Origin of the sequence: Dietzia maris (assembly GCF_036287335.1) — a bacterium.
Lineage (GTDB): Bacteria > Actinomycetota > Actinomycetes > Mycobacteriales > Mycobacteriaceae > Dietzia > Dietzia cinnamea.
Map to the genome: position 1 here is coordinate 2534573 of NZ_CP143053.1, position 17041 is coordinate 2551613.

Genomic DNA, 17041 nt, shown 5'->3' on the forward strand with positions numbered 1-17041 from the left:
TTCTCGTAACGGTTCCCATGCAACACGCCCGTCCGGCGACCTGTGGGCCGCCCGCGAACGCCGTGGGCCTATCACGAAGAGTGCGAATGTTCTCTTGTATGGGATCCGGCTCCCCGTGGGGCGCTCGGGTGTCCCGCCGTTCACAGTGCTCTTCTCACTGCTCACGACCAGACGACTGGGCCGTCTGCCCGTCGCCGGGAACCCGCGATGCGGTGCCCCGGCGAGGACGGCCGGTCCGGCCTGTCAGGAGAGGATCAGTTCTCCTTGAAGGGGAAACCGAGGTGCTTGAGAAGCGCTCGGCCCTCTTCGTCGTTCGTCGCGGTGGTGACGACCGTGATGTCCATGCCGCGCGGACGATCGACCTTGTCGACGTCGATCTCGTAGAACATCGTCTGCTCGTTGAGACCGAAGGTGTAGTTGCCGTGGCCGTCGAACTGCTTGCCGGAGAGGCCGCGGAAGTCGCGGATACGCGGCAGGGCGACGGTCGTCAGACGGTCCAGGAACTCCCACATGCGGTCGCCACGGAGGGTGACGCGCGCGCCGATGGGCATGCCCTCACGCAGCTTGAACTGCGCGATGGACTTGCGGGCCCGACGGACCTCCGGCTTCTGGCCGGTGATCAGGGTGAGGTCGTTGATCGCGCCGTTGATGAGCTTGGCGTCGCGAGCGGCGTCACCGACACCCATGTTGACGACGACCTTGACGACGCCCGGGATCTGCATGACGTTCGCGTACTCGAACGTCTCGTTCAGCGCCGGCTTGATCTCGCTACGGTACTTCGCCTTGAGGCGCGGGGTGTAGCCGGTGGGAAGAGCGGTATCGGTCATGGTCACAGGTCCTTCCCGGTCTTACGCGAGACACGGACGCGCTTGCCGTTCTCGTCGGTGCGGATTCCGACCCGGGTCGGGGTGCCGTCGGCGTCCACGACCATCACGTTGGACACGTGGATCGGGGCCTCCTGGGTGACGATGCCGCCGGAGGAGGCGCCACGCTCGGCAGCCGAGTTGGAGGTGTGCTTCTTGATGCGGTTGACGCCCTCGACGAGGACCTTCTCCTGCGCGGGGAAGGCCTGGATGACCTTGCCCTTCGCGCCCTTGTCCTTGCCCGAGATGACGAGCACGGTGTCGCCCTTGTGAACCTTCATGTCAGAGCACCTCCGGAGCCAGCGAGACGATGCGCATGAACTTCTTGTCGCGCAGCTCGCGGCCGACGGGCCCGAAGATGCGCGTGCCACGCGGGTCGTTGTCGTTCTTGATGATGACGGCGGCGTTCTCGTCGAACTTGATGTACGACCCGTCCGGGCGACGGCGCTCCTTGGCGGTGCGCACGATGACGGCCTTGACGACCTCACCCTTCTTGACGTTGCCGCCGGGGATGGCGTCCTTGACGGTGGCGACGATGATGTCGCCCACGCCCGCGTAGCGACGCTTGGAGCCGCCGAGAACGCGGATGCAGAGAATCTCCTTGGCACCCGTGTTGTCGGCGACCTTCAGCCGCGACTCCTGCTGGATCATGGTTCTCCTGACCAGGTCTGTTCGATGTGTGCCGGATACCGACCCGACACACGCGGTCATGCCGCCCGGGCGCGCGAAACGTACGCGCCAGCTCGGGCAACTGTTCCAGTGTAGGGTGCTGCCCCTGCGTGGCCCAAATCCCGGTCAGTTGCCGCCCGACCCCACCGACCCCGCGCCCTCCATGCGGAGCGAGCCGGAGGAGCCGGCCGAGCCGGAAGACCCGGCGGAGCCCGTAGCGCCGGAGGACCCGGCCGAGCCCAGCGAGCCGACCGGGCCGTGTCCGCGGTCCGCCAGTCCCCCGGTCGTGGCCCGGGAGTTGGGAACGGCGGCATCGAGCCCGGAGAGGATGTGCTGCAGCCCCGGAAGCATCTGCGGGACGAAGGTAGGCCAGTTGTGGATACCGGCGTCCATGTAGACGACCTGCAGATCGACATCTGGGACCCCGCGCAGTGCGCCCTCGAGCGCGCGGGTGCTCTCGTAGGACCCCTTCTCGAGGATGTGGCCGTCGAGCAGCACGACTTCGTTACTCCCGAAGTACCCCAGCTCGGTCGATCCGACGAGGCCGGTGGCGGCACTGAGGAACACGGACTGTCCGGCGAGCCCGCTGGGGTCGGCGACGGTGTCGTGGTCCTCCCACGCCTGCGATCCGCGCGGCCCCCACATGTTGGTCACATCACCGTGGCGGGCGGCCACGGTCAGACGGGCGTACTGGTACCCGAGCTCGTCCAGCGTCGAATAGGCGCCCGAGACTCCCCCTGCCCCGCCGAACATCTCAGGAGTGGTGTTGGCCAGGTGGAGCGCCGACGCCGCCCCCATCGAGACGCCCAACACGCCCCAGTCCCCGTTGTGCGCGAGCCCGTCGGCGGTGCCTTCGAGACCCTGCTCGAGCAGCGGCGGCAGCTCCTCGGTCAGGAACGTCTCCCAGCTGTTGGGGCCGAGGACCGGATCGTCGGTCCGCCAGTCGGACCACATCGATGACGGAGCGCCGGTCGGCGCGATCACGTTGACGTCGAGGTCGCGCACGGCCGGATCGCCCCAGCCCATGCCGCCGCTCCAGCCCGAGGGTGACTCGCTGCCCACACCGTCGAGGAAGTAGACGTTGGGGGCGTCGACGCCCGCGGGAGCGCGGTAGACCTCCACCCGCACGACCCGCTGCATCGTCGCCGACGTGACCGTCCAGACCTCGGCGCGCCCGTCGACCTCGTGTGGGGACGCGGGGAAGAGCGGATCTATGCTCCGCACCTCGGACCGGGTGATCGACTTGTCGCGGACCGCTATCGGCTGCCCGGGCGGCAGCGAGCTGCCGGGCCGAGCGAAATCCCCGGACCCGGCGTCCGCGAGTGATCCGAGGACGCCCGTCAACGGGATCGGCGCGCCGAGATGGGTCGAGGCGGCAATACTCAGCGACGGGACCCCGAACAGGCTCCCGGGCACGACGCTCGGCGCCAGGGACGCAGGGTCGACGGACCCCGGCCCGATCGATCCGGCGTCGGGGCTCTGCGCGGCGGCCGGCACGGCCCCGCCGGCGATCAGAGCCACCGCGGCTGCCGACGCGGCGAGGGCGCGCAATCCGCGGGCGGCCCCGGCTCGCACTTCCTTCCGCTGGTGGATATCCACTCGTACGGTCATGTGGCGTCCTGTCCTGGCTGGGCGATGTCGCTGTCGTGTGTGAGGCTCCGGTCCGTACCCGGGCCGATGACACAGTACGTTCCCCGTCGTATCAGCGTCTACTCATGTGACAAATGCGAACAACCCGCCCCCGGGAATCCCAGGGGCGGGTTGCTCGTGTGGAGCGGGGCGGACCTACTTGGCGCGCTCCAGGACCTCCACGAGGCGGTACCGCTTCGAGGCGGACAGCGGGCGGGTCTCCATGATCCGCACGCGGTCGCCGACACCGGCGGTGTTGGTCTCGTCGTGCGCCTTGACGCGCTCGGTACGACGCATGATCTTGCCGTACAGCGGGTGCTTCACGCGGTCCTCGAGCTCGACGACGATGGTCTTCTCCATCTTGTCGGACACGACGTACCCGATCCGCACCTTGCGGCTGTTGCGCTCGGTGTTCTCGTTGGACTCAGTCACAACTGCTTCCTTGTCACTCACTTGGCATCACCCGGCGCCGCCGACAGCCCGAGCTCGCGCTCGCGCATGACGGTGTAGATGCGAGCGATGTCGTGACGGACGACACGCAGGCGACGGTTGTTGGTCAGCTGACCGGTGGCCATCTGGAAGCGCAGGTTGAACAGCTCTTCCTTGGCCTCACGCAGACGCGCGGTCAGCGCTTCCGCGTCGAGCTCGCGCAGCTCGGGGGCGGTGGTTCCACTAGCCATCAGAACTGCTCCTCCCGGGTCACGATGCGGGTCTTACAGGGGAGCTTGTGCTGCGCGCGGCGAAGCGCCTCGCGAGCAGTCTCCTCGTTCGGGTACGACATCTCGAAGAGGATGCGTCCCGGCTTGACGTTGGCGACCCACCACTCGACCGAACCCTTACCGGAGCCCATGCGGACCTCGGCGGGCTTCTTGGTCAGCGGACGGTCCGGGTAGATGTTGATCCAGACCTTGCCGCCACGCTTAATGTGGCGGTTGATGGCGATACGAGCGGACTCGATCTGACGGTTGGTGACGTACGCCGGCTCGAGGGCCTGGATGCCGTAGTCACCGAACGTCACCTTGGTGCCGCCCTTGGCCGCACCGCTGCGGCCGGGGTGGTGCTGCTTGCGGTGCTTGACGCGCTTCGGGATCAGCACGGTCAGGCCTCCTTGTTTTCTGCGGGCGCCTCGGCCGGGGCAGCCGAGCCGGCGCGGCCGGTCTCGGTGCTGGTGGCCGTGGTGCCCTGGGCGCCGGAGCGACGGGGCCGGCCGGCACCACGCTCGCGGCGCGGGCCACGGTCAGCGCCACCGCGGTTGCTGGACTGGGCGTACTGGTCGGACTCGCGGCGACCGCCCACGACGTCGCCCTTGTAGATCCACACCTTGACGCCGATGCGACCGAAGGTCGTCTTGGCCTCGTACGCGCCGTAGTCGATCTCGGCACGGAGGGTGTGGAGCGGGACGCGACCCTCGTGGTAGCGCTCCGAACGGGACATCTCGGCACCGCCGAGACGACCCGAGCAGACCACCTTGATGCCCTTGACCTGCGGCTGGCGCATGGCGGACTGGATGCCCTTGCGCATCGCGCGGCGGAAGGCCACGCGGTTGGACAGCTGCTCGGCGATGCCCTGGGCAACGAGCTGGGCGTCGGCCTCGGTGTTCTTGATCTCGAGGATGTTGAGGTGGACCTGCTTGCCGGTGAGCTTCTCGAGCTCGCCACGCAGGCGGTCGGCCTCGGCGCCACGACGACCGATCACGATGCCGGGACGGGCGGTGTGGATGTCCACGTGGACCCGGTCACGGGTACGCGAGATGTCCACGCCCGAGATGCCGGCCCGCTCCATGCCCTTCGACAGGAGCTGGCGGATCTTGATGTCCTCGGACACGTAGTCGGCGTACTGCTTGTCGGCGAACCACTTGGACGTCCAGTCCGAGGTGATGCCCAGACGGAAGCCGTGCGGATGGATCTTCTGTCCCATTTAGCGGGCACCTCCCTGGTTACGACGTCCCCGGCCGGACCCGGCCTTCTCGGGCACGCTGGTCACCTCGACGGTGATGTGGCTCGTGCGCTTCCGCACGCGGAAGGCCCGGCCCTGGGCGCGCGGACGGAACCGCTTCAGGGTCGGCCCCTCGTCGGCGTACGCCGTGGTGACGACCAGGGTCCGGGGATCCAGATCCAGGTTGTTCTCGGCGTTCGCGATAGCCGACGCCAGAACCTTGGCGACCGGCTCGCTGGCGGCCTGCGGGGCGAACCGCAGGATGTCCAGCGCGTCAGAGGCGTCCTTGCCCCGGACCAGGTCGATCACGCGACGCGCCTTCATGGGCGTCACGCGGACGAACTTAGCGGTGGCGCGGGCGGTGAGCTTCTGCTCGGCCTGCGCTTCGTTCTTCTGGGTGTCAGTGCTCATCGACGCTTACTCTTCCGATCGTCCTTGATGTGCCCCTTGAACGTGCGCGTCGGCGCGAACTCGCCGAGCTTGTGACCCACCATCGAGTCGGACACGAACACGGGCACATGCTTGCGGCCGTCGTGGACGGCGAACGTGTGGCCGATGAAATCGGGCAGGATCGTCGAGCGACGCGACCAGGTCTTGATGACCTGATGAGTGCCCTTGTCGTTCTGCACGTCCACCTTCGCGAGGAGGTGTTCGTCGACGAACGGACCCTTCTTGAGACTACGAGGCATCCTAGTTTCCCTCCTTAGCGCTTCTTACCGGTGCGACGGCGACGGACGATGAGGCTGTCGCTCGCCTTGTTGGGCTTGCGGGTCCGGCCCTCGGGCTGGCCCCACGGGCTGACGGGGTGACGTCCACCGGACGTCTTGCCCTCGCCACCACCGTGCGGGTGGTCGATGGGGTTCATGACCACACCACGGACGGTCGGGCGGACGCCCTTCCACCGCATACGGCCGGCCTTACCCCAGTTGATGTTGGCCTGCTCGGCGTTGCCGACCTCGCCGATCGTGGCGCGGCAGCGCACGTCGACGCGGCGGATCTCACCGGACGGCATACGCAGGGACGCGTAGGCGCCCTCCTTGCCGAGCAGCTGGATACCGGCGCCGGCCGCACGGGCCATCTTGGCGCCGCCGCCCGGGCGCAGCTCCACCGCGTGCACGATCGTGCCGGCGGGGATGTTGCGGAGCGGCAGGTTGTTGCCGGTCTTGATGTCGGCGCCTGCGCCCGACTCGACCTTCATGCCCTGCTTGAGGTTGCGGGGGGCGAGGATGTAGCGCTTCTCGCCGTCCGCGTAGTGCAGGAGCGCGATGTTCGCGGTGCGGTTCGGGTCGTACTCGATGTGCGCCACGGTGGCGAGCACGCCGTCCTTGTCGTTCCGACGGAAGTCGATGACGCGGTACTGGCGCTTGTGCCCACCGCCCTTGTGACGGGTGGTGATGCGGCCGTGGCCGTTGCGGCCGCCGGTCTTGCTCAGCGGGCGCAGCAGCGACTTCTCGGGCGTCGAGCGGGTGATCTCGGCGAAGTCCGAGACGCTCGAGCCGCGACGACCGGGGGTCGTGGGCTTGTACTTGCGGATAGCCATGAGGTTCTCTCGTCCTTAACTCTTCCCGCCGTCAGGCGGTCAGACCCGGGATCTCGATGGGCTTGCTGTCGGCCGCGAGGGTCACGATGGCGCGCTTGGTGCTCTTGCGCTGGCCGTACCCGGTGCGGGCGCGCTTGCGCTTGCCCTGACGGTTAGCGGTGTTCACAGACTCCACCGTGACGCCGAAGATCTCCTGGATGGCGATCTTGATCTGCGTCTTGTTGGCGTCCGGGGCCACCAGGAACGTGTACACGCCCTGCTCGAGCAGGCCGTAGGCCTTCTCGGAGACGACCGGGGCGAGGATCACGTCCCGGGGATCGGCGACGGTGCTCACTTGTCGGCCTCCTTCGCAGCCTTGCCGGCGAGCGAACGGCTCGCCTGCGTGACGAACGCGTCCAGAGCCTCGACCGAGAACACGACGTCGTCGGCGTTCAGGACGTCGTAGGTGTTGAGCTGATCCGGAGCGATCGGGTGGACATGATCGAGGTTGGCGGCGGAGCGCCATGCGGCGAGGTCCTCACGACCGACCACGATCAGGAACTTCTTCCGGTCGGACAGGGTGCCGAGGAAGTCACGGACACCGGAGGTCGACGGCTTCTGGCCCTCGACGAACTCGGTGACCACGTGGATGCGCTCGCTGGCGGCCCGGTCGGACAGGGCGCCACGGAGAGCGGCGGCCTTCATCTTCTTGGGGGTGCGCTGCGAGTAGTCACGCGGCTTGGGGCCGTGGACCGTACCGCCGCCGGTGTAGGCGGGAGCGCGGGTCGAGCCCTGACGGGCGCGGCCGGTGCCCTTCTGGCGGAACGGCTTACGACCGCCGCCGCTGACCTCGCCGCGGGTCTTGGTCGAGTGGGTGCCCTGCCGCGCCGCGGCGAGCTGCGCCACCACGACCTGGTGCATCAGGGGCAGATTGGGCTCGACGCCGAAGATCTCGGCGGGGAGCTCGACCGAGCCGTCGGTCGAGCCGGCCGGGGTACGGACATCCAGCTTGAGGTTCACGGTGTTCTCCGTCGAGGTCATGCGCGCGCACCGCCCTTCACAGCGGAACGGACCATCACGAGGCCGCCGTTGCGACCCGGGATGGCTCCCTTGATGAGGAGGACGCCGGCCTCGGCGTCGACCTTGTGGACCTTGAGGTTCATGGTGGTCACACGCTCGTTGCCCATGCGGCCGGCCATGGCCTTGCCCTTGAAGACGCGGCCGGGCGTCGAGGCGCCGCCGATGGAACCCGGCTTACGGTGCACGGCCTGGGTACCGTGCGAGGCACCCTGGCCGGCGAAGCCGTGGCGCTTCATGGTGCCGGCGAAACCTTTGCCCTTCGACGTGCCGGTGACGTCGACGAAGGCGCCGTCCTCGAACACGTCGGCGCCGATCTCCTGGCCGATCTCGAAGCCGGCGGCCTGCTCGGCGTTGTCGAGGCGGATCTCGGCGATGTGGCGGCGCGGGGTGACCCCGGCCTTCTCGAACTGACCCGCGACCGGCTTGGTGACCTTGCGGGGGTCGACCGCGCCGAACGCGATCTGGACGGCGTTGTAGCCGTCGTTCTCTTCGGTACGAATCCCGGTCACGACGCACGGCCCGGCCTTCACGACGGTCACCGGGACCACCCGGTTGTTCTCGTCGAAGACCTGGGTCATGCCGAGCTTGGCGCCCAGGATGCCCTTGATCTCGGTGTTACTCATCTGTTCACTGTCTCCGCTGCACGTTGCTTGCTGACCGCTACGCGGTCGGAGGTCACTGGATGTTGACGTCGACGCTGGCAGGCAGGTCGATGCGCATGAGCGCGTCCACGGTCTTCGGCGTGGGGTCGAGAATGTCGATCAGCCGCTTGTGGGTACGCATCTCGAAGTGCTCACGCGAATCCTTGTACTTGTGCGGCGAGCGGATGACGCAGTAGACGTTCTTCTCGGTGGGCAGCGGCACCGGGCCGACGACACGAGCACCCGTACGGGTCACCGTCTCGACGATCTTGCGCGCCGAGGCGTCGATGGCCTCGTGGTCATAGGCCTTGAGCCGGATGCGGATCTTTTGTCCCGCCACTTCGTCCTCTTCTCCTCCCGCCCATGAAGGCGGCTGTCGTGAGCGCCCTCGCCGCGCGGGGACACTGCTGTGTTCGCTTGTCATACGTGACACCGTCAGACCGTCGATAACCCGGTCTCGTGCATCGGTGCCCGTCGTGGAGGGCTCCCCCGTGCACGCACATGACACGACTACGAGACCTCCAGAGGACGGGATACCGCCCACTCGCGCGAGGCGAGGATGACGGCGGACCGATCCGCTGCCGCTGTTGACATGTCACGAAGCGTCCACGCGGTCGGGCGTGTCGCCCTCCCGCTTTTCCGGCGGGTGATCGCTCACCCGCCCTTGTCGTGCTCGCCCGACCAACCCGGCACCACGAACCGATCCGTGAGGACCCATACGCAGACGCCGCCTTGTCCGGGCAACTTGACCAGTATGCAGTACATCGTCGCCGGGGGCAAAATCGGCGCGCCCCGGCCATCCGACGCCCACGCCGTGTCGTCCCGGACGGCGCCACGGCGCGCGCCCCGACTTGGGTACCGTCGGGGAGATCAGCGACCCCGTCCGCGCCTAGGAGAGCTGCCCGTGAACAGTCGACGTGAACCCCGCGACCCTGTCGCCTATCGAAGGGACAGGCGGCAGGCGGTCCTCCGCCATCATCCCGACAAGGGAGGTGACCCCGACGCGCTCCTGCGCGCTCTCGAGGAGGTGGACAGGCGACACGGGGTCATCGGCACCGGTCGCGCCGATCACGGCGCCAGCGCCGAGCAGGTCGCCGCGGTCGCGGTGACGGCGTTCGCGGGAGTCGCCGCGGTCGGCCTGTCCGTGGCCATGAGCATCCTCGGCCGCCGTAGGTGATCGACGCCGCCCCACCGCCTCCCACGAAATGCGTGAAGGGCGCCCCACCTCGCGGTGGGACGCCCTTCACACGTGGTGCGGGTTGCTCACCCGCGCCGCGGGATCACTCGATCACTTGATGATCTTGGTGACCTGGCCGGCGCCGACGGTGCGGCCACCCTCACGGATGGCGAACCGCAGGCCCTCGTCCATGGCGACCGGCTGGATGAGCTCGACGCTCATCTCGGTGTTGTCGCCCGGCATGACCATCTCGGTGCCCTCGGGGAGGGTCACGACGCCGGTCACGTCCGTGGTACGGAAGTAGAACTGCGGGCGGTAGTTGTTGAAGAACGGCGTGTGACGGCCGCCCTCGTCCTTGGACAGGATGTACGCCTGACCCTCGAACGTGGTGTGCGGGGTGTAGGCGCCCGGCTTGATGACGACCTGGCCACGCTCGACGTCCTCGCGCTTGAGGCCACGGACCAGCAGACCGACGTTGTCGCCCGCCTCGCCGTAGTCGAGCAGCTTACGGAACATCTCGATGCCCGTGACGGTGGTCTTGGTGGCCTTGTCACGGATACCGATGAGCTCGACGTCCTCGTTGACGTTGATCTGGCCACGCTCGATACGACCGGTGACGACGGTGCCACGACCGGTGATCGTGAAGACGTCCTCGACGGGCATGAGGAACGGCTTGTCCGTCTCACGCTCGGGATCGGGGATCGAGTCGTCGCAGGCCTGCATGAGGTCGCGAACGGCCTGGACCCACTTCTCGTCACCCTCGAGCGCCTTCAGCGCCGAGATGTGCACGACGGGGGCGTCCTCGTCGAACTCCTGCGAGGCCAGCAGCTCGCGGACCTCCATCTCGACGAGCTCGAGGATCTCCTCGTCGTCGACCATGTCGCACTTGTTGAGAGCGACGAGGATGTAGGGAACGCCGACCTGACGGGCGAGCAGCACGTGCTCACGGGTCTGGGGCATCGGGCCGTCGGTGGCCGCCACGACCAGGATCGCGCCGTCCATCTGGGCGGCACCGGTGATCATGTTCTTGATGTAGTCGGCGTGACCGGGGGCGTCGACGTGCGCGTAGTGACGCTTCTCGGTCTGGTACTCGACGTGGGAGATGTTGATCGTGATACCACGAGCCTTCTCCTCCGGCGCCTTGTCGATCTCGTCGAACGCGAAGGCGTCGTTGAGCTCGGGGTAGGTGTCCGCCAGAACCTTGGTGATGGCCGCGGTGGTGGTGGTCTTACCGTGGTCGACGTGACCGATGGTGCCGATGTTAACGTGCGGCTTCGTCCGCTCGAACTTCGCCTTCGCCACTTGTTGTCCTCCTGGACTGGTCTGTCCCCACCCGTCGAGGTGGGCACTGCATTGTGTGGGGTCTGATCTTACTCATCGTGCCGTGAGGCACGAACCGGCGGCCACCCGGAGGTTCGACCGTGCGCCGCCGGCATCGGCCCCGGTGCACCTTCACAGACGCACCGGAGCCGTACCGGTCACTCGCCGGTCGCCTTGGCGATGATCTCCTTGGCCACGCTCGCCGGAACCTCGGCGTAGTGGGAGAAGACCATCGAGTAGTTCGCCCGGCCCTGCGTCTTCGACCGGAGGTCGCCGACGTAGCCGAACATCTCGGAAAGCGGCACGTTGGCCTTCACGACGCGGGCGCCGGAGCGCTCCTCCATCGCGTTGACCTGGCCGCGGCGGGAGTTGAGGTCGCCGATGACGTCACCCATGTAGTCCTCGGGCGTCACGACCTCGACGGCCATGAGCGGCTCCAGGATCACGGGCTGGCACTTGCGGGCGGCCTCCTTGAAGGCCATCGAGCCCGCGACCTTGAACGCCATCTCGGACGAGTCCACCTCGTGGTACGCACCGTCGACCAGGGTCGCCTTGACGTTGACCATCGGGTACCCGGCGAGGATGCCGTACTGCATCGCGTCCTGGATGCCGGCGTCCACGGAGGGGATGTACTCCTTGGGCACGCGGCCACCGGTGACCTTGTCGCTGAACTCGTAGGTCGAGCCCTCTTCGACGGCCTCCTGGTCGAGGGGCTCCAGCGCGATCTGCACCTTCGCGAACTGACCGGAACCACCGGTCTGCTTCTTGTGGGTGTAGTCGTACTTGTCGATCGAGCCCTTGATGGTCTCGCGGTACGCGACCTGCGGCTTACCGACGTTGGCCTCGACCTTGAACTCGCGCTTCATGCGGTCCACGAGGACGTCCAGGTGCAGCTCGCCCATTCCGCCGATGACCGTCTGACCGGTCTCCTCGTCCAGACGCACGGAGAAGGTGGGGTCCTCCTCGGCGAGCTTCTGGATGGCGGTCGACAGCTTCTCCTGGTCGGCCTTGGTCTTGGGCTCGATCGAGACGTCGATGACCGGGTCCGGGAACGTCATCGACTCGAGGACGACCTGGTTGTTCAGGTCGCACAGCGTGTCACCGGTGGTGGTGTCCTTGAGTCCGATGAAGGCGTAGATGTTGCCGGCCACGGCCTCGTCGACCGGGTTCTCCTTGTTGGCGTGCATCTGGAAGAGCTTGCCGACGCGCTCCTTCTTGCCCTTGGTCGAGTTGGCGACCTGGGCACCCGGCTCGATCCGACCCGAGTAGACGCGCACGAACGTGAGCTTGCCGAAGAAGGGGTGCACGGCGATCTTGAACGCCAGCGCGGAGAACGGCTCGTCCTTGGACGGCTTCCGCAGGATCTCGGTCTCCTCGTCGCCGACCTTGTGGCCGTGGACCTCACCGATGTCGAGCGGGGTCGGGAGGAAGTCGATGACCGCGTTGAGCATCGGCTGGATACCCTTGTTCTTGTACGCGGAACCGCACAGAACGGGGTACACCTCGGAGTTGACGGTCATCTTGCGGATGGCCGCCTTGATCTCGTCAAGGGTCAGCTCCTCGCCGCCGAAGTACTTCTCCATGAGCTCTTCGCTGCTCTCGGCGACGGTCTCGAGGAGCTTCTCGCGGTACTCCTCGGCCTTCTCCTGGAGCTCGGCCGGGATGTCCTGGATCTGCGCCTCGGAACCGATCTCGGTCTTGCCCGGCCAGACGTGGGCCTTCATGGTGAGCAGGTCGACGATGCCGTCGAACTGGTCCTCGGCACCGATCGGCAGCTGCAGGACCAGCGGCTTGGCACCGAGACGGTCGATGATGGTCTGGACCGTGTAGTAGAAGTCCGCGCCCAGCTTGTCCATCTTGTTGACGAAGCAGATGCGGGGGACGTCGTACTTCTCGGCCTGGCGCCAGACCTGCTCGGACTGGGGCTCGACGCCCTCCTTGCCGTCGAAGACGGCGACGGCGCCGTCGAGCACGCGGAGCGAGCGCTCGACCTCGACGGTGAAGTCGACGTGACCCGGCGTGTCGATGATGTTGATCTGGTTGTCGTTCCAGAAGCAGGTCACCGCGGCCGAGGTGATCGTGATGCCGCGCTCCTTCTCCTGCTCCATCCAGTCGGTGGTCGACGCGCCGTCGTGGGTCTCGCCGGCCTTGCGGTTGACACCCGTGTAGAACAGGATGCGCTCGGTCGTGGTGGTCTTACCGGCGTCGATGTGCGCCATGATGCCGATGTTTCGGACCTTGTTGAGGTCGGTCAGCACGTCCTGTGCCACGGATTCTCCCGATTGTGAGTCGTCGGTGGCCCGTGCGGTCGGTGTCGACCGTCCGAACCGGGTCGGTGTTACTGCCGGTACCCGCACTCGGTGCGGCCGGTACGGGCCTTGTTCAATGATGCCACCCGGCGGGTGACCACGGGACCCTGGCCGGGGGGTCGTCATCGACGCCGCCCCGGCCACGGCCCCACCGGATCACCAGCGGTAGTGCGCGAACGCCCGGTTGGCCTCGGCCATCTTGTGCGTGTCCTCGCGACGCTTGACCGCGGCACCCAGGCCGTTGGAGGCGTCCAGGATCTCGTTGGCCAGGCGCTCGACCATCGTGTTCTCGCGACGCTGCCGGGAGAAGGTCACCAGCCAGCGCATCGCCAGGGTCGTCGAACGACCGGGGCGGACCTCGACGGGCACCTGGTAGGTGGCGCCGCCGACACGACGGGAGCGGACCTCGAGGGCCGGGCGGACGTTGTCCAGGGCCTTCTTGAGGGTGATGACCGGGTCGGTCCCGGTCTTCTCGCGGCAGATCTCGAGCGCCGAGTAGACGATGCGCTCGGCGGTGGTCTTCTTGCCGTCGAGGAGGATCTTGTTCACGAGCTGCGTGACCAGCGGCGACCCGTAGACCGGGTCATTGATGAGCTGGCGCTTCGGGGCGGGACCCTTACGAGGCATTACTTCTCCTTCTTGGCGCCGTAGCGGGAGCGGGCCTGCTTGCGGTCCTTCACACCCTGGGTGTCGAGCGAGCCGCGGATGATCTTGTAACGGACACCCGGGAGGTCCTTCACACGACCGCCGCGCACGAGCACCATCGAGTGCTCCTGCAGGTTGTGGCCCTCACCGGGGATGTAGGCGGAGACCTCGACGCCGCTGGTCAGGCGCACTCGGGCGACCTTACGGAGCGCGGAGTTCGGCTTCTTGGGGGTCGTGGTGTACACGCGGGTGCACACGCCGCGACGCTGAGGCGAGCCCTTGAGGGCAGCCGTCGACGTCGCCGACTTCTTGTCCTGGCGGCCCTTGCGGACCAGCTGGTTGATGGTTGGCATGAACCGACTTTCTCTAGCTGGCGGCCTCCGTCGGGGGCGACCACCGGTCTCTGGGACATGGCTCGTATCCGGACTCTCGCGCACCTGTCGCCGCGCACGGGCGACCTCGTCAGCCGCTCTCGCTGGCCTACAGGGCACGATCCTCCAGCTCGCATACTGCGAGCACGATGGTGAAGCGTAACCGCCGGAAGGAGTGGCGGTCAAAATGAGGCATTAGCGACGTCCCCGGCCGGCGACCCGGGGGTCTCCGCGAGGACGCCGTCGAGGGTCTGCGCCCAGAACCGCACGATCTTCTCACGTCTCTCGGAGTCATCCGAGAGGACGTCGGCGAGGCCGAGCCCGCGGGCGAGGTCGAGGGTGGTCTGGAGCCCGCGTCGCACGCGGACGTCGCCGGCGTCGCGGCCGAGTGCCGCCGCGGCGATGGCCAGCACCTCGCGGGACATGCGGTTCTCGAGGGGCAGGACCCTGTCGCGGAGCGCCGGATCGCTCGCCGCGGCGGTCCATACGTGCAGGGCGGCCTTGAACAGATCCGAGGTGTAGTGCTGGACGATGAAACCCACCACGGCCACGGTGCGCTCGGGGCCGGGCTCGGGCAGGTCGAGTCCGCCACGTCGGACGTCGGAGATGCGCTCCTCGATCATGTGCCCGAGCGCGGCGGTGATGAGGTCCTCGCGGGTCGGGAAGTGGTGCTGGGCGGCGCCCCGTGAGACGCCGGCGGCGGCGGCCACCGCCCCGACGGTGGTGGCCGCCCAGCCCTGGGTGGCGAGGAGGTCGATGGAGGCACCGAGCAGTCGCTCCCGCGTGATGCGGCTGCGGTCCTGCTTTGGCGCGCGCTGCTCTGGTGCCGTCATCGGTCCTCCTGTTACCAGTCCTGCTCGTCGTAGATGATCACACCGCGGAGGTTCTTGCCGTCACGCATGTCCTGGTAGCCCTGGTTGATCTCCTCGAGCCGGTAGGTCTTGGTGATGAGTTCGTCGAGCTTGAGGTTGCCCGCCCGGTACTGGTGCAGCAGGTGTGGGATCTGCTTGCGCGGACCGGTGCCGCCGAAGATAGCCCCCTGCAGGGTCTTCTGCTGCATCGCCAGGTCGAGGATCGAGATCTGGGCGTCGACCGCGTTCATGTCGCCGAGCCCCACCACCACGCACCGCCGCCCCTTACCCGTGAGCAGCAGCCCCGGGAGCAGGTCCTTGCCCTCGACGACGCCCATGGTGAGGATGACGAGGTCGGCCATGCGGCCCCAGCTGATCTCCCCCACCAGCCCCATCGCCTCGTCCATCGAGGCGCAGGTGTGGGTCGCGCCGAACTCCACGGCCTTCTCCCGCTTGAACTCGACCGGGTCGACCGCGACGATGGCGCGGGCGCCCGCGGCCGCCGCGCCCTGCACGGAGTTGATGCCGATGCCGCCCACGCCGACGACCACGACGATGTCGCCCTCCTTGGCGCCGCCGATCTCCGTGGCGGATCCCCAGCCCGTGCACACGCCACAACCCAGCAGGGCCGCCTTGTCGAGGGGGATGTCCTTCTCGATCTTGATGACCGACGACTGGTGCACCGTGACGTGGGGCGCGAAGGTGCCGAGGACGCACATGGTGGCGACGTCGGTCCCGTCCGCGGTGTGGACCCGGTACCCGCCGTCGCTGATCGCCCGCCCGCTGAGCAGGCCGGCGCCGTTGTCGCAGAGGTTCTGCAGCCCCTCGGAGCAGGGCGGGCAGGTCCCACAGGCGGGGATGAAGGCCAGGACGACGTGATCGCCCTCCTCGAGTCCGATCACCCCCTCCCCCACCTTCGTGATCACGCCGGCCCCCTCGTGACCGCCCATGATCGGGTAGGACTCGAACTGCAGATCGCCGGTGAGCAGGTGCTCGTCGGAGTGGCAGAGGCCTGACGCTGCCAGCTTGATCTGGACCTCCCCGGCCTTGGGATCGTCGATGTCGACGTCGACGATCTCCCAGCCGTCCTGCTTCGGCTCCCGGATGATGGCGGCCTTGGTGCGCATTCGTGTCTCCTCGGATGAGAAAGGGTGATGAGCGAGAAAGGGTGATGTGACACCGGTCACGTGACCAGTGTCACAGCCCAACCTACTCCGACTCTGCTGCCCAGGAGGGCTGTCTGCGTTCCAGGAACGCCGTCATCCCCTCGGCGACCTCGGAGGTACCGAACAGGCGGGCCGTGATGCCCGCCAGGTCCTCGCCCCGGGCGTCCAACTCGGCGAGCAATGGTGCGCTGAGCAGGGCCTTGTTCTCCTCGAGGCCTTGTGGTGAGCAGGGCCTGAACGCCGCGACGAGCTCGTCGACGGCGGGGTCGAGGTCCTCCACGGCCTCGGAGAGCAGCCCGATCGCCCGTGCATGGGCGGCATCGAACTTCTCGCCCGTCAGCAGTGCCCGGGTGAGGTCACGCGAGTTCACGCGCGCCGCCAGCGGTACCGAGATCATGGCCGCGGCGAGACCGAGGCGGACCTCGGTCAGTGCGAACGTCGAGGCCGGGCCGGCCAGCGCGAAGTCGCATGCCGCCACCAGTCCCATCCCGCCTGCACGGACGTGTCCGTCGACGGCCGCGATCACCGGTTTGGGATGGGACACGATCGCCCGCAGCAGGTTCAGGAAGATCCGGGTCCGCTCGGCCGCCTGCTCCTCCGGAGTGCTCTCCGAACCGGCGGCCGAGGCCTCCGAGAGGTCCGCCCCGGCGCAGAACGTGCCGCCCGCGTGCCCGAGCACCACCACCCGGGCGGCGTCCTCGCCGGCCGCGCGATCGAGCGCGGCATGGAGTTGCTCGACGAGAGCCGTGGAGATGGCGTTCCGGTTGTGCTGCGAGTCGAGGGTGAGGCGGGCGGCACCGCCGGAGACCTCGTAGCGCACCAGGGACCGACCGGCCCCGGCCTGATCACTCATGGTCCGATCACTC

23 protein-coding genes are annotated in these 17041 nt (G+C 67.8%); 1 reads left to right on the forward strand and 22 read right to left on the reverse strand.

The annotated features are described in order from the left end of the window. Nucleotides 1–254: 254 nt before the first annotated feature. From rplE to rpsJ, 15 genes are all read right to left on the reverse strand, one after another. Nucleotides 255–827 carry a 50S ribosomal protein L5 gene (rplE, locus tag VYL96_RS11690; RefSeq protein WP_043566766.1) on the reverse strand — a complete coding sequence of 191 codons (573 nt, stop codon included), beginning with the start codon at nucleotides 825–827 and terminating at the stop codon, nucleotides 255–257. 2 nt (nucleotides 828–829) lie between these two features. Continuing rightward, nucleotides 830–1144 carry a 50S ribosomal protein L24 gene (gene rplX, locus VYL96_RS11695; RefSeq protein WP_007628110.1) on the reverse strand — a complete coding sequence of 105 codons (315 nt, stop codon included), beginning with the start codon at nucleotides 1142–1144 and terminating at the stop codon, nucleotides 830–832. 1 nt (nucleotide 1145) lies between these two features. Next, nucleotides 1146–1514 (reverse strand): 50S ribosomal protein L14, encoded by a 369-nt coding sequence (rplN, locus tag VYL96_RS11700; RefSeq protein WP_007628112.1) that lies wholly within the window; start codon nucleotides 1512–1514, stop codon nucleotides 1146–1148. A gap of 144 nt (nucleotides 1515–1658) precedes the next feature. After that, nucleotides 1659–3143: an alpha/beta hydrolase gene (locus VYL96_RS11705; RefSeq protein ID WP_243699614.1), complete on the reverse strand. Its 1485-nt coding sequence runs from the start codon at nucleotides 3141–3143 to the stop codon at nucleotides 1659–1661. A gap of 174 nt (nucleotides 3144–3317) precedes the next feature. Further along, entirely contained in the window at nucleotides 3318–3614 is a 297-nt protein-coding gene (gene rpsQ / locus VYL96_RS11710) for a 30S ribosomal protein S17 (RefSeq protein WP_174521529.1), read from the reverse strand. Further along, entirely contained in the window at nucleotides 3611–3841 is a 231-nt protein-coding gene (gene rpmC, locus VYL96_RS11715) for a 50S ribosomal protein L29 (RefSeq protein WP_007628118.1), read from the reverse strand. The genes rpsQ and rpmC overlap by 4 nt, the downstream gene beginning before the upstream one ends. After that, nucleotides 3841–4257, reverse strand: coding sequence for a 50S ribosomal protein L16 (rplP, locus tag VYL96_RS11720; protein ID WP_007628120.1), 417 nt, complete (start codon nucleotides 4255–4257; stop codon nucleotides 3841–3843). Before rplP ends, rpmC begins: the two co-directional genes overlap by 1 nt. A 2-nt stretch (nucleotides 4258–4259) precedes the next feature. Then, nucleotides 4260–5078, reverse strand: a complete 819-nt coding sequence (rpsC, locus tag VYL96_RS11725) for a 30S ribosomal protein S3 (protein WP_131885272.1) — start codon at nucleotides 5076–5078, stop codon at nucleotides 4260–4262. Continuing rightward, nucleotides 5079–5507: a 50S ribosomal protein L22 gene (gene rplV, locus VYL96_RS11730; RefSeq protein ID WP_007628124.1), complete on the reverse strand. Its 429-nt coding sequence runs from the start codon at nucleotides 5505–5507 to the stop codon at nucleotides 5079–5081. Next, nucleotides 5504–5785 carry a 30S ribosomal protein S19 gene (rpsS, locus tag VYL96_RS11735; protein ID WP_007628126.1) on the reverse strand — a complete coding sequence of 94 codons (282 nt, stop codon included), beginning with the start codon at nucleotides 5783–5785 and terminating at the stop codon, nucleotides 5504–5506. The genes rplV and rpsS overlap by 4 nt, the downstream gene beginning before the upstream one ends. Nucleotides 5786–5799: 14 nt before the next feature. Then, the gene (rplB, locus tag VYL96_RS11740; RefSeq protein ID WP_131885273.1) at nucleotides 5800–6636 is read right to left on the reverse strand and encodes a 50S ribosomal protein L2; all 837 of its coding nucleotides are present in this window, start codon (nucleotides 6634–6636) and stop codon (nucleotides 5800–5802) included. 31 nt (nucleotides 6637–6667) lie between these two features. Then, a complete protein-coding gene (rplW, locus tag VYL96_RS11745) occupies nucleotides 6668–6970 on the reverse strand; it encodes a 50S ribosomal protein L23 (protein ID WP_131885274.1) in 303 nt (100 codons plus the stop codon). Beyond that, nucleotides 6967–7656, reverse strand: a complete 690-nt coding sequence (rplD, locus tag VYL96_RS11750) for a 50S ribosomal protein L4 (protein WP_131885275.1) — start codon at nucleotides 7654–7656, stop codon at nucleotides 6967–6969. The genes rplW and rplD overlap by 4 nt, the downstream gene beginning before the upstream one ends. Next, a complete protein-coding gene (gene rplC, locus VYL96_RS11755; protein WP_063971881.1) occupies nucleotides 7653–8318 on the reverse strand; it encodes a 50S ribosomal protein L3 in 666 nt (221 codons plus the stop codon). Before rplC ends, rplD begins: the two co-directional genes overlap by 4 nt. 52 nt (nucleotides 8319–8370) lie before the next feature. Further along, nucleotides 8371–8676, reverse strand: a complete 306-nt coding sequence (gene rpsJ / locus VYL96_RS11760; protein ID WP_003938093.1) for a 30S ribosomal protein S10 — start codon at nucleotides 8674–8676, stop codon at nucleotides 8371–8373. Between the two features lie 564 nt (nucleotides 8677–9240). Here rpsJ and VYL96_RS11765 point away from each other — a divergent pair. After that, nucleotides 9241–9513 (forward strand): hypothetical protein, encoded by a 273-nt coding sequence (locus VYL96_RS11765; protein ID WP_007628135.1) that lies wholly within the window; start codon nucleotides 9241–9243, stop codon nucleotides 9511–9513. A 111-nt stretch (nucleotides 9514–9624) separates the two neighbouring features. Here VYL96_RS11765 and tuf read toward each other — a convergent pair whose 3' ends face one another. The 7 genes from tuf to VYL96_RS11800 all read right to left on the reverse strand — a co-directional run bounded on the left by tuf (nucleotide 9625) and on the right by VYL96_RS11800 (nucleotide 17028). Beyond that, nucleotides 9625–10815, reverse strand: a complete 1191-nt coding sequence (gene tuf / locus VYL96_RS11770) for an elongation factor Tu (RefSeq protein ID WP_007628137.1) — start codon at nucleotides 10813–10815, stop codon at nucleotides 9625–9627. 176 nt (nucleotides 10816–10991) lie between these two features. Continuing rightward, on the reverse strand, nucleotides 10992–13103 hold the full coding sequence (fusA, locus tag VYL96_RS11775; protein ID WP_131885276.1) for an elongation factor G: 2112 nt from the start codon (nucleotides 13101–13103) through the stop codon (nucleotides 10992–10994). Between the two features lie 195 nt (nucleotides 13104–13298). After that, on the reverse strand, nucleotides 13299–13769 hold the full coding sequence (gene rpsG / locus VYL96_RS11780; RefSeq protein ID WP_007628146.1) for a 30S ribosomal protein S7: 471 nt from the start codon (nucleotides 13767–13769) through the stop codon (nucleotides 13299–13301). Beyond that, nucleotides 13769–14140, reverse strand: coding sequence for a 30S ribosomal protein S12 (gene rpsL, locus VYL96_RS11785; RefSeq protein WP_007628148.1), 372 nt, complete (start codon nucleotides 14138–14140; stop codon nucleotides 13769–13771). Before rpsL ends, rpsG begins: the two co-directional genes overlap by 1 nt. A 200-nt stretch (nucleotides 14141–14340) precedes the next feature. Then, nucleotides 14341–14991, reverse strand: a complete 651-nt coding sequence (locus tag VYL96_RS11790; RefSeq protein ID WP_131885277.1) for a TetR family transcriptional regulator — start codon at nucleotides 14989–14991, stop codon at nucleotides 14341–14343. 11 nt (nucleotides 14992–15002) lie between these two features. Then, nucleotides 15003–16136, reverse strand: a complete 1134-nt coding sequence (locus VYL96_RS11795; RefSeq protein WP_131885278.1) for an NDMA-dependent alcohol dehydrogenase — start codon at nucleotides 16134–16136, stop codon at nucleotides 15003–15005. 82 nt (nucleotides 16137–16218) lie between these two features. After that, complete coding sequence (locus VYL96_RS11800; protein ID WP_070720670.1) at nucleotides 16219–17028, reverse strand: enoyl-CoA hydratase family protein; 810 nt, start codon at nucleotides 17026–17028, stop codon at nucleotides 16219–16221. Nucleotides 17029–17041: the final 13 nt, after the last annotated feature.

Coding starts and splice junctions, on each gene's coding strand:
- rplV (WP_007628124.1), bottom strand. CDS start 5,507: ATGAGCACTGACACCCAGAAGAACGAAGCGCAGGCCGAGCAGAAGCTC.
- rplC (WP_063971881.1), bottom strand. CDS start 8,318: ATGAGTAACACCGAGATCAAGGGCATCCTGGGCGCCAAGCTCGGCATG.
- rpsC (WP_131885272.1), bottom strand. CDS start 5,078: ATGGGACAGAAGATCCATCCGCACGGCTTCCGTCTGGGCATCACCTCG.
- VYL96_RS11800 (WP_070720670.1), bottom strand. CDS start 17,028: ATGAGTGATCAGGCCGGGGCCGGTCGGTCCCTGGTGCGCTACGAGGTC.
- rplD (WP_131885275.1), bottom strand. CDS start 7,656: ATGACCTCGACGGAGAACACCGTGAACCTCAAGCTGGATGTCCGTACC.
- rplE (WP_043566766.1), bottom strand. CDS start 827: ATGACCGATACCGCTCTTCCCACCGGCTACACCCCGCGCCTCAAGGCG.
- VYL96_RS11705 (WP_243699614.1), bottom strand. CDS start 3,143: ATGACCGTACGAGTGGATATCCACCAGCGGAAGGAAGTGCGAGCCGGG.
- rplN (WP_007628112.1), bottom strand. CDS start 1,514: ATGATCCAGCAGGAGTCGCGGCTGAAGGTCGCCGACAACACGGGTGCC.
- rpsS (WP_007628126.1), bottom strand. CDS start 5,785: ATGCCTCGTAGTCTCAAGAAGGGTCCGTTCGTCGACGAACACCTCCTC.
- VYL96_RS11790 (WP_131885277.1), bottom strand. CDS start 14,991: ATGACGGCACCAGAGCAGCGCGCGCCAAAGCAGGACCGCAGCCGCATC.
- rplB (WP_131885273.1), bottom strand. CDS start 6,636: ATGGCTATCCGCAAGTACAAGCCCACGACCCCCGGTCGTCGCGGCTCG.
- rpsG (WP_007628146.1), bottom strand. CDS start 13,769: ATGCCTCGTAAGGGTCCCGCCCCGAAGCGCCAGCTCATCAATGACCCG.
- rpsL (WP_007628148.1), bottom strand. CDS start 14,140: ATGCCAACCATCAACCAGCTGGTCCGCAAGGGCCGCCAGGACAAGAAG.
- rplX (WP_007628110.1), bottom strand. CDS start 1,144: ATGAAGGTTCACAAGGGCGACACCGTGCTCGTCATCTCGGGCAAGGAC.
- rpmC (WP_007628118.1), bottom strand. CDS start 3,841: ATGGCTAGTGGAACCACCGCCCCCGAGCTGCGCGAGCTCGACGCGGAA.
- VYL96_RS11795 (WP_131885278.1), bottom strand. CDS start 16,136: ATGCGCACCAAGGCCGCCATCATCCGGGAGCCGAAGCAGGACGGCTGG.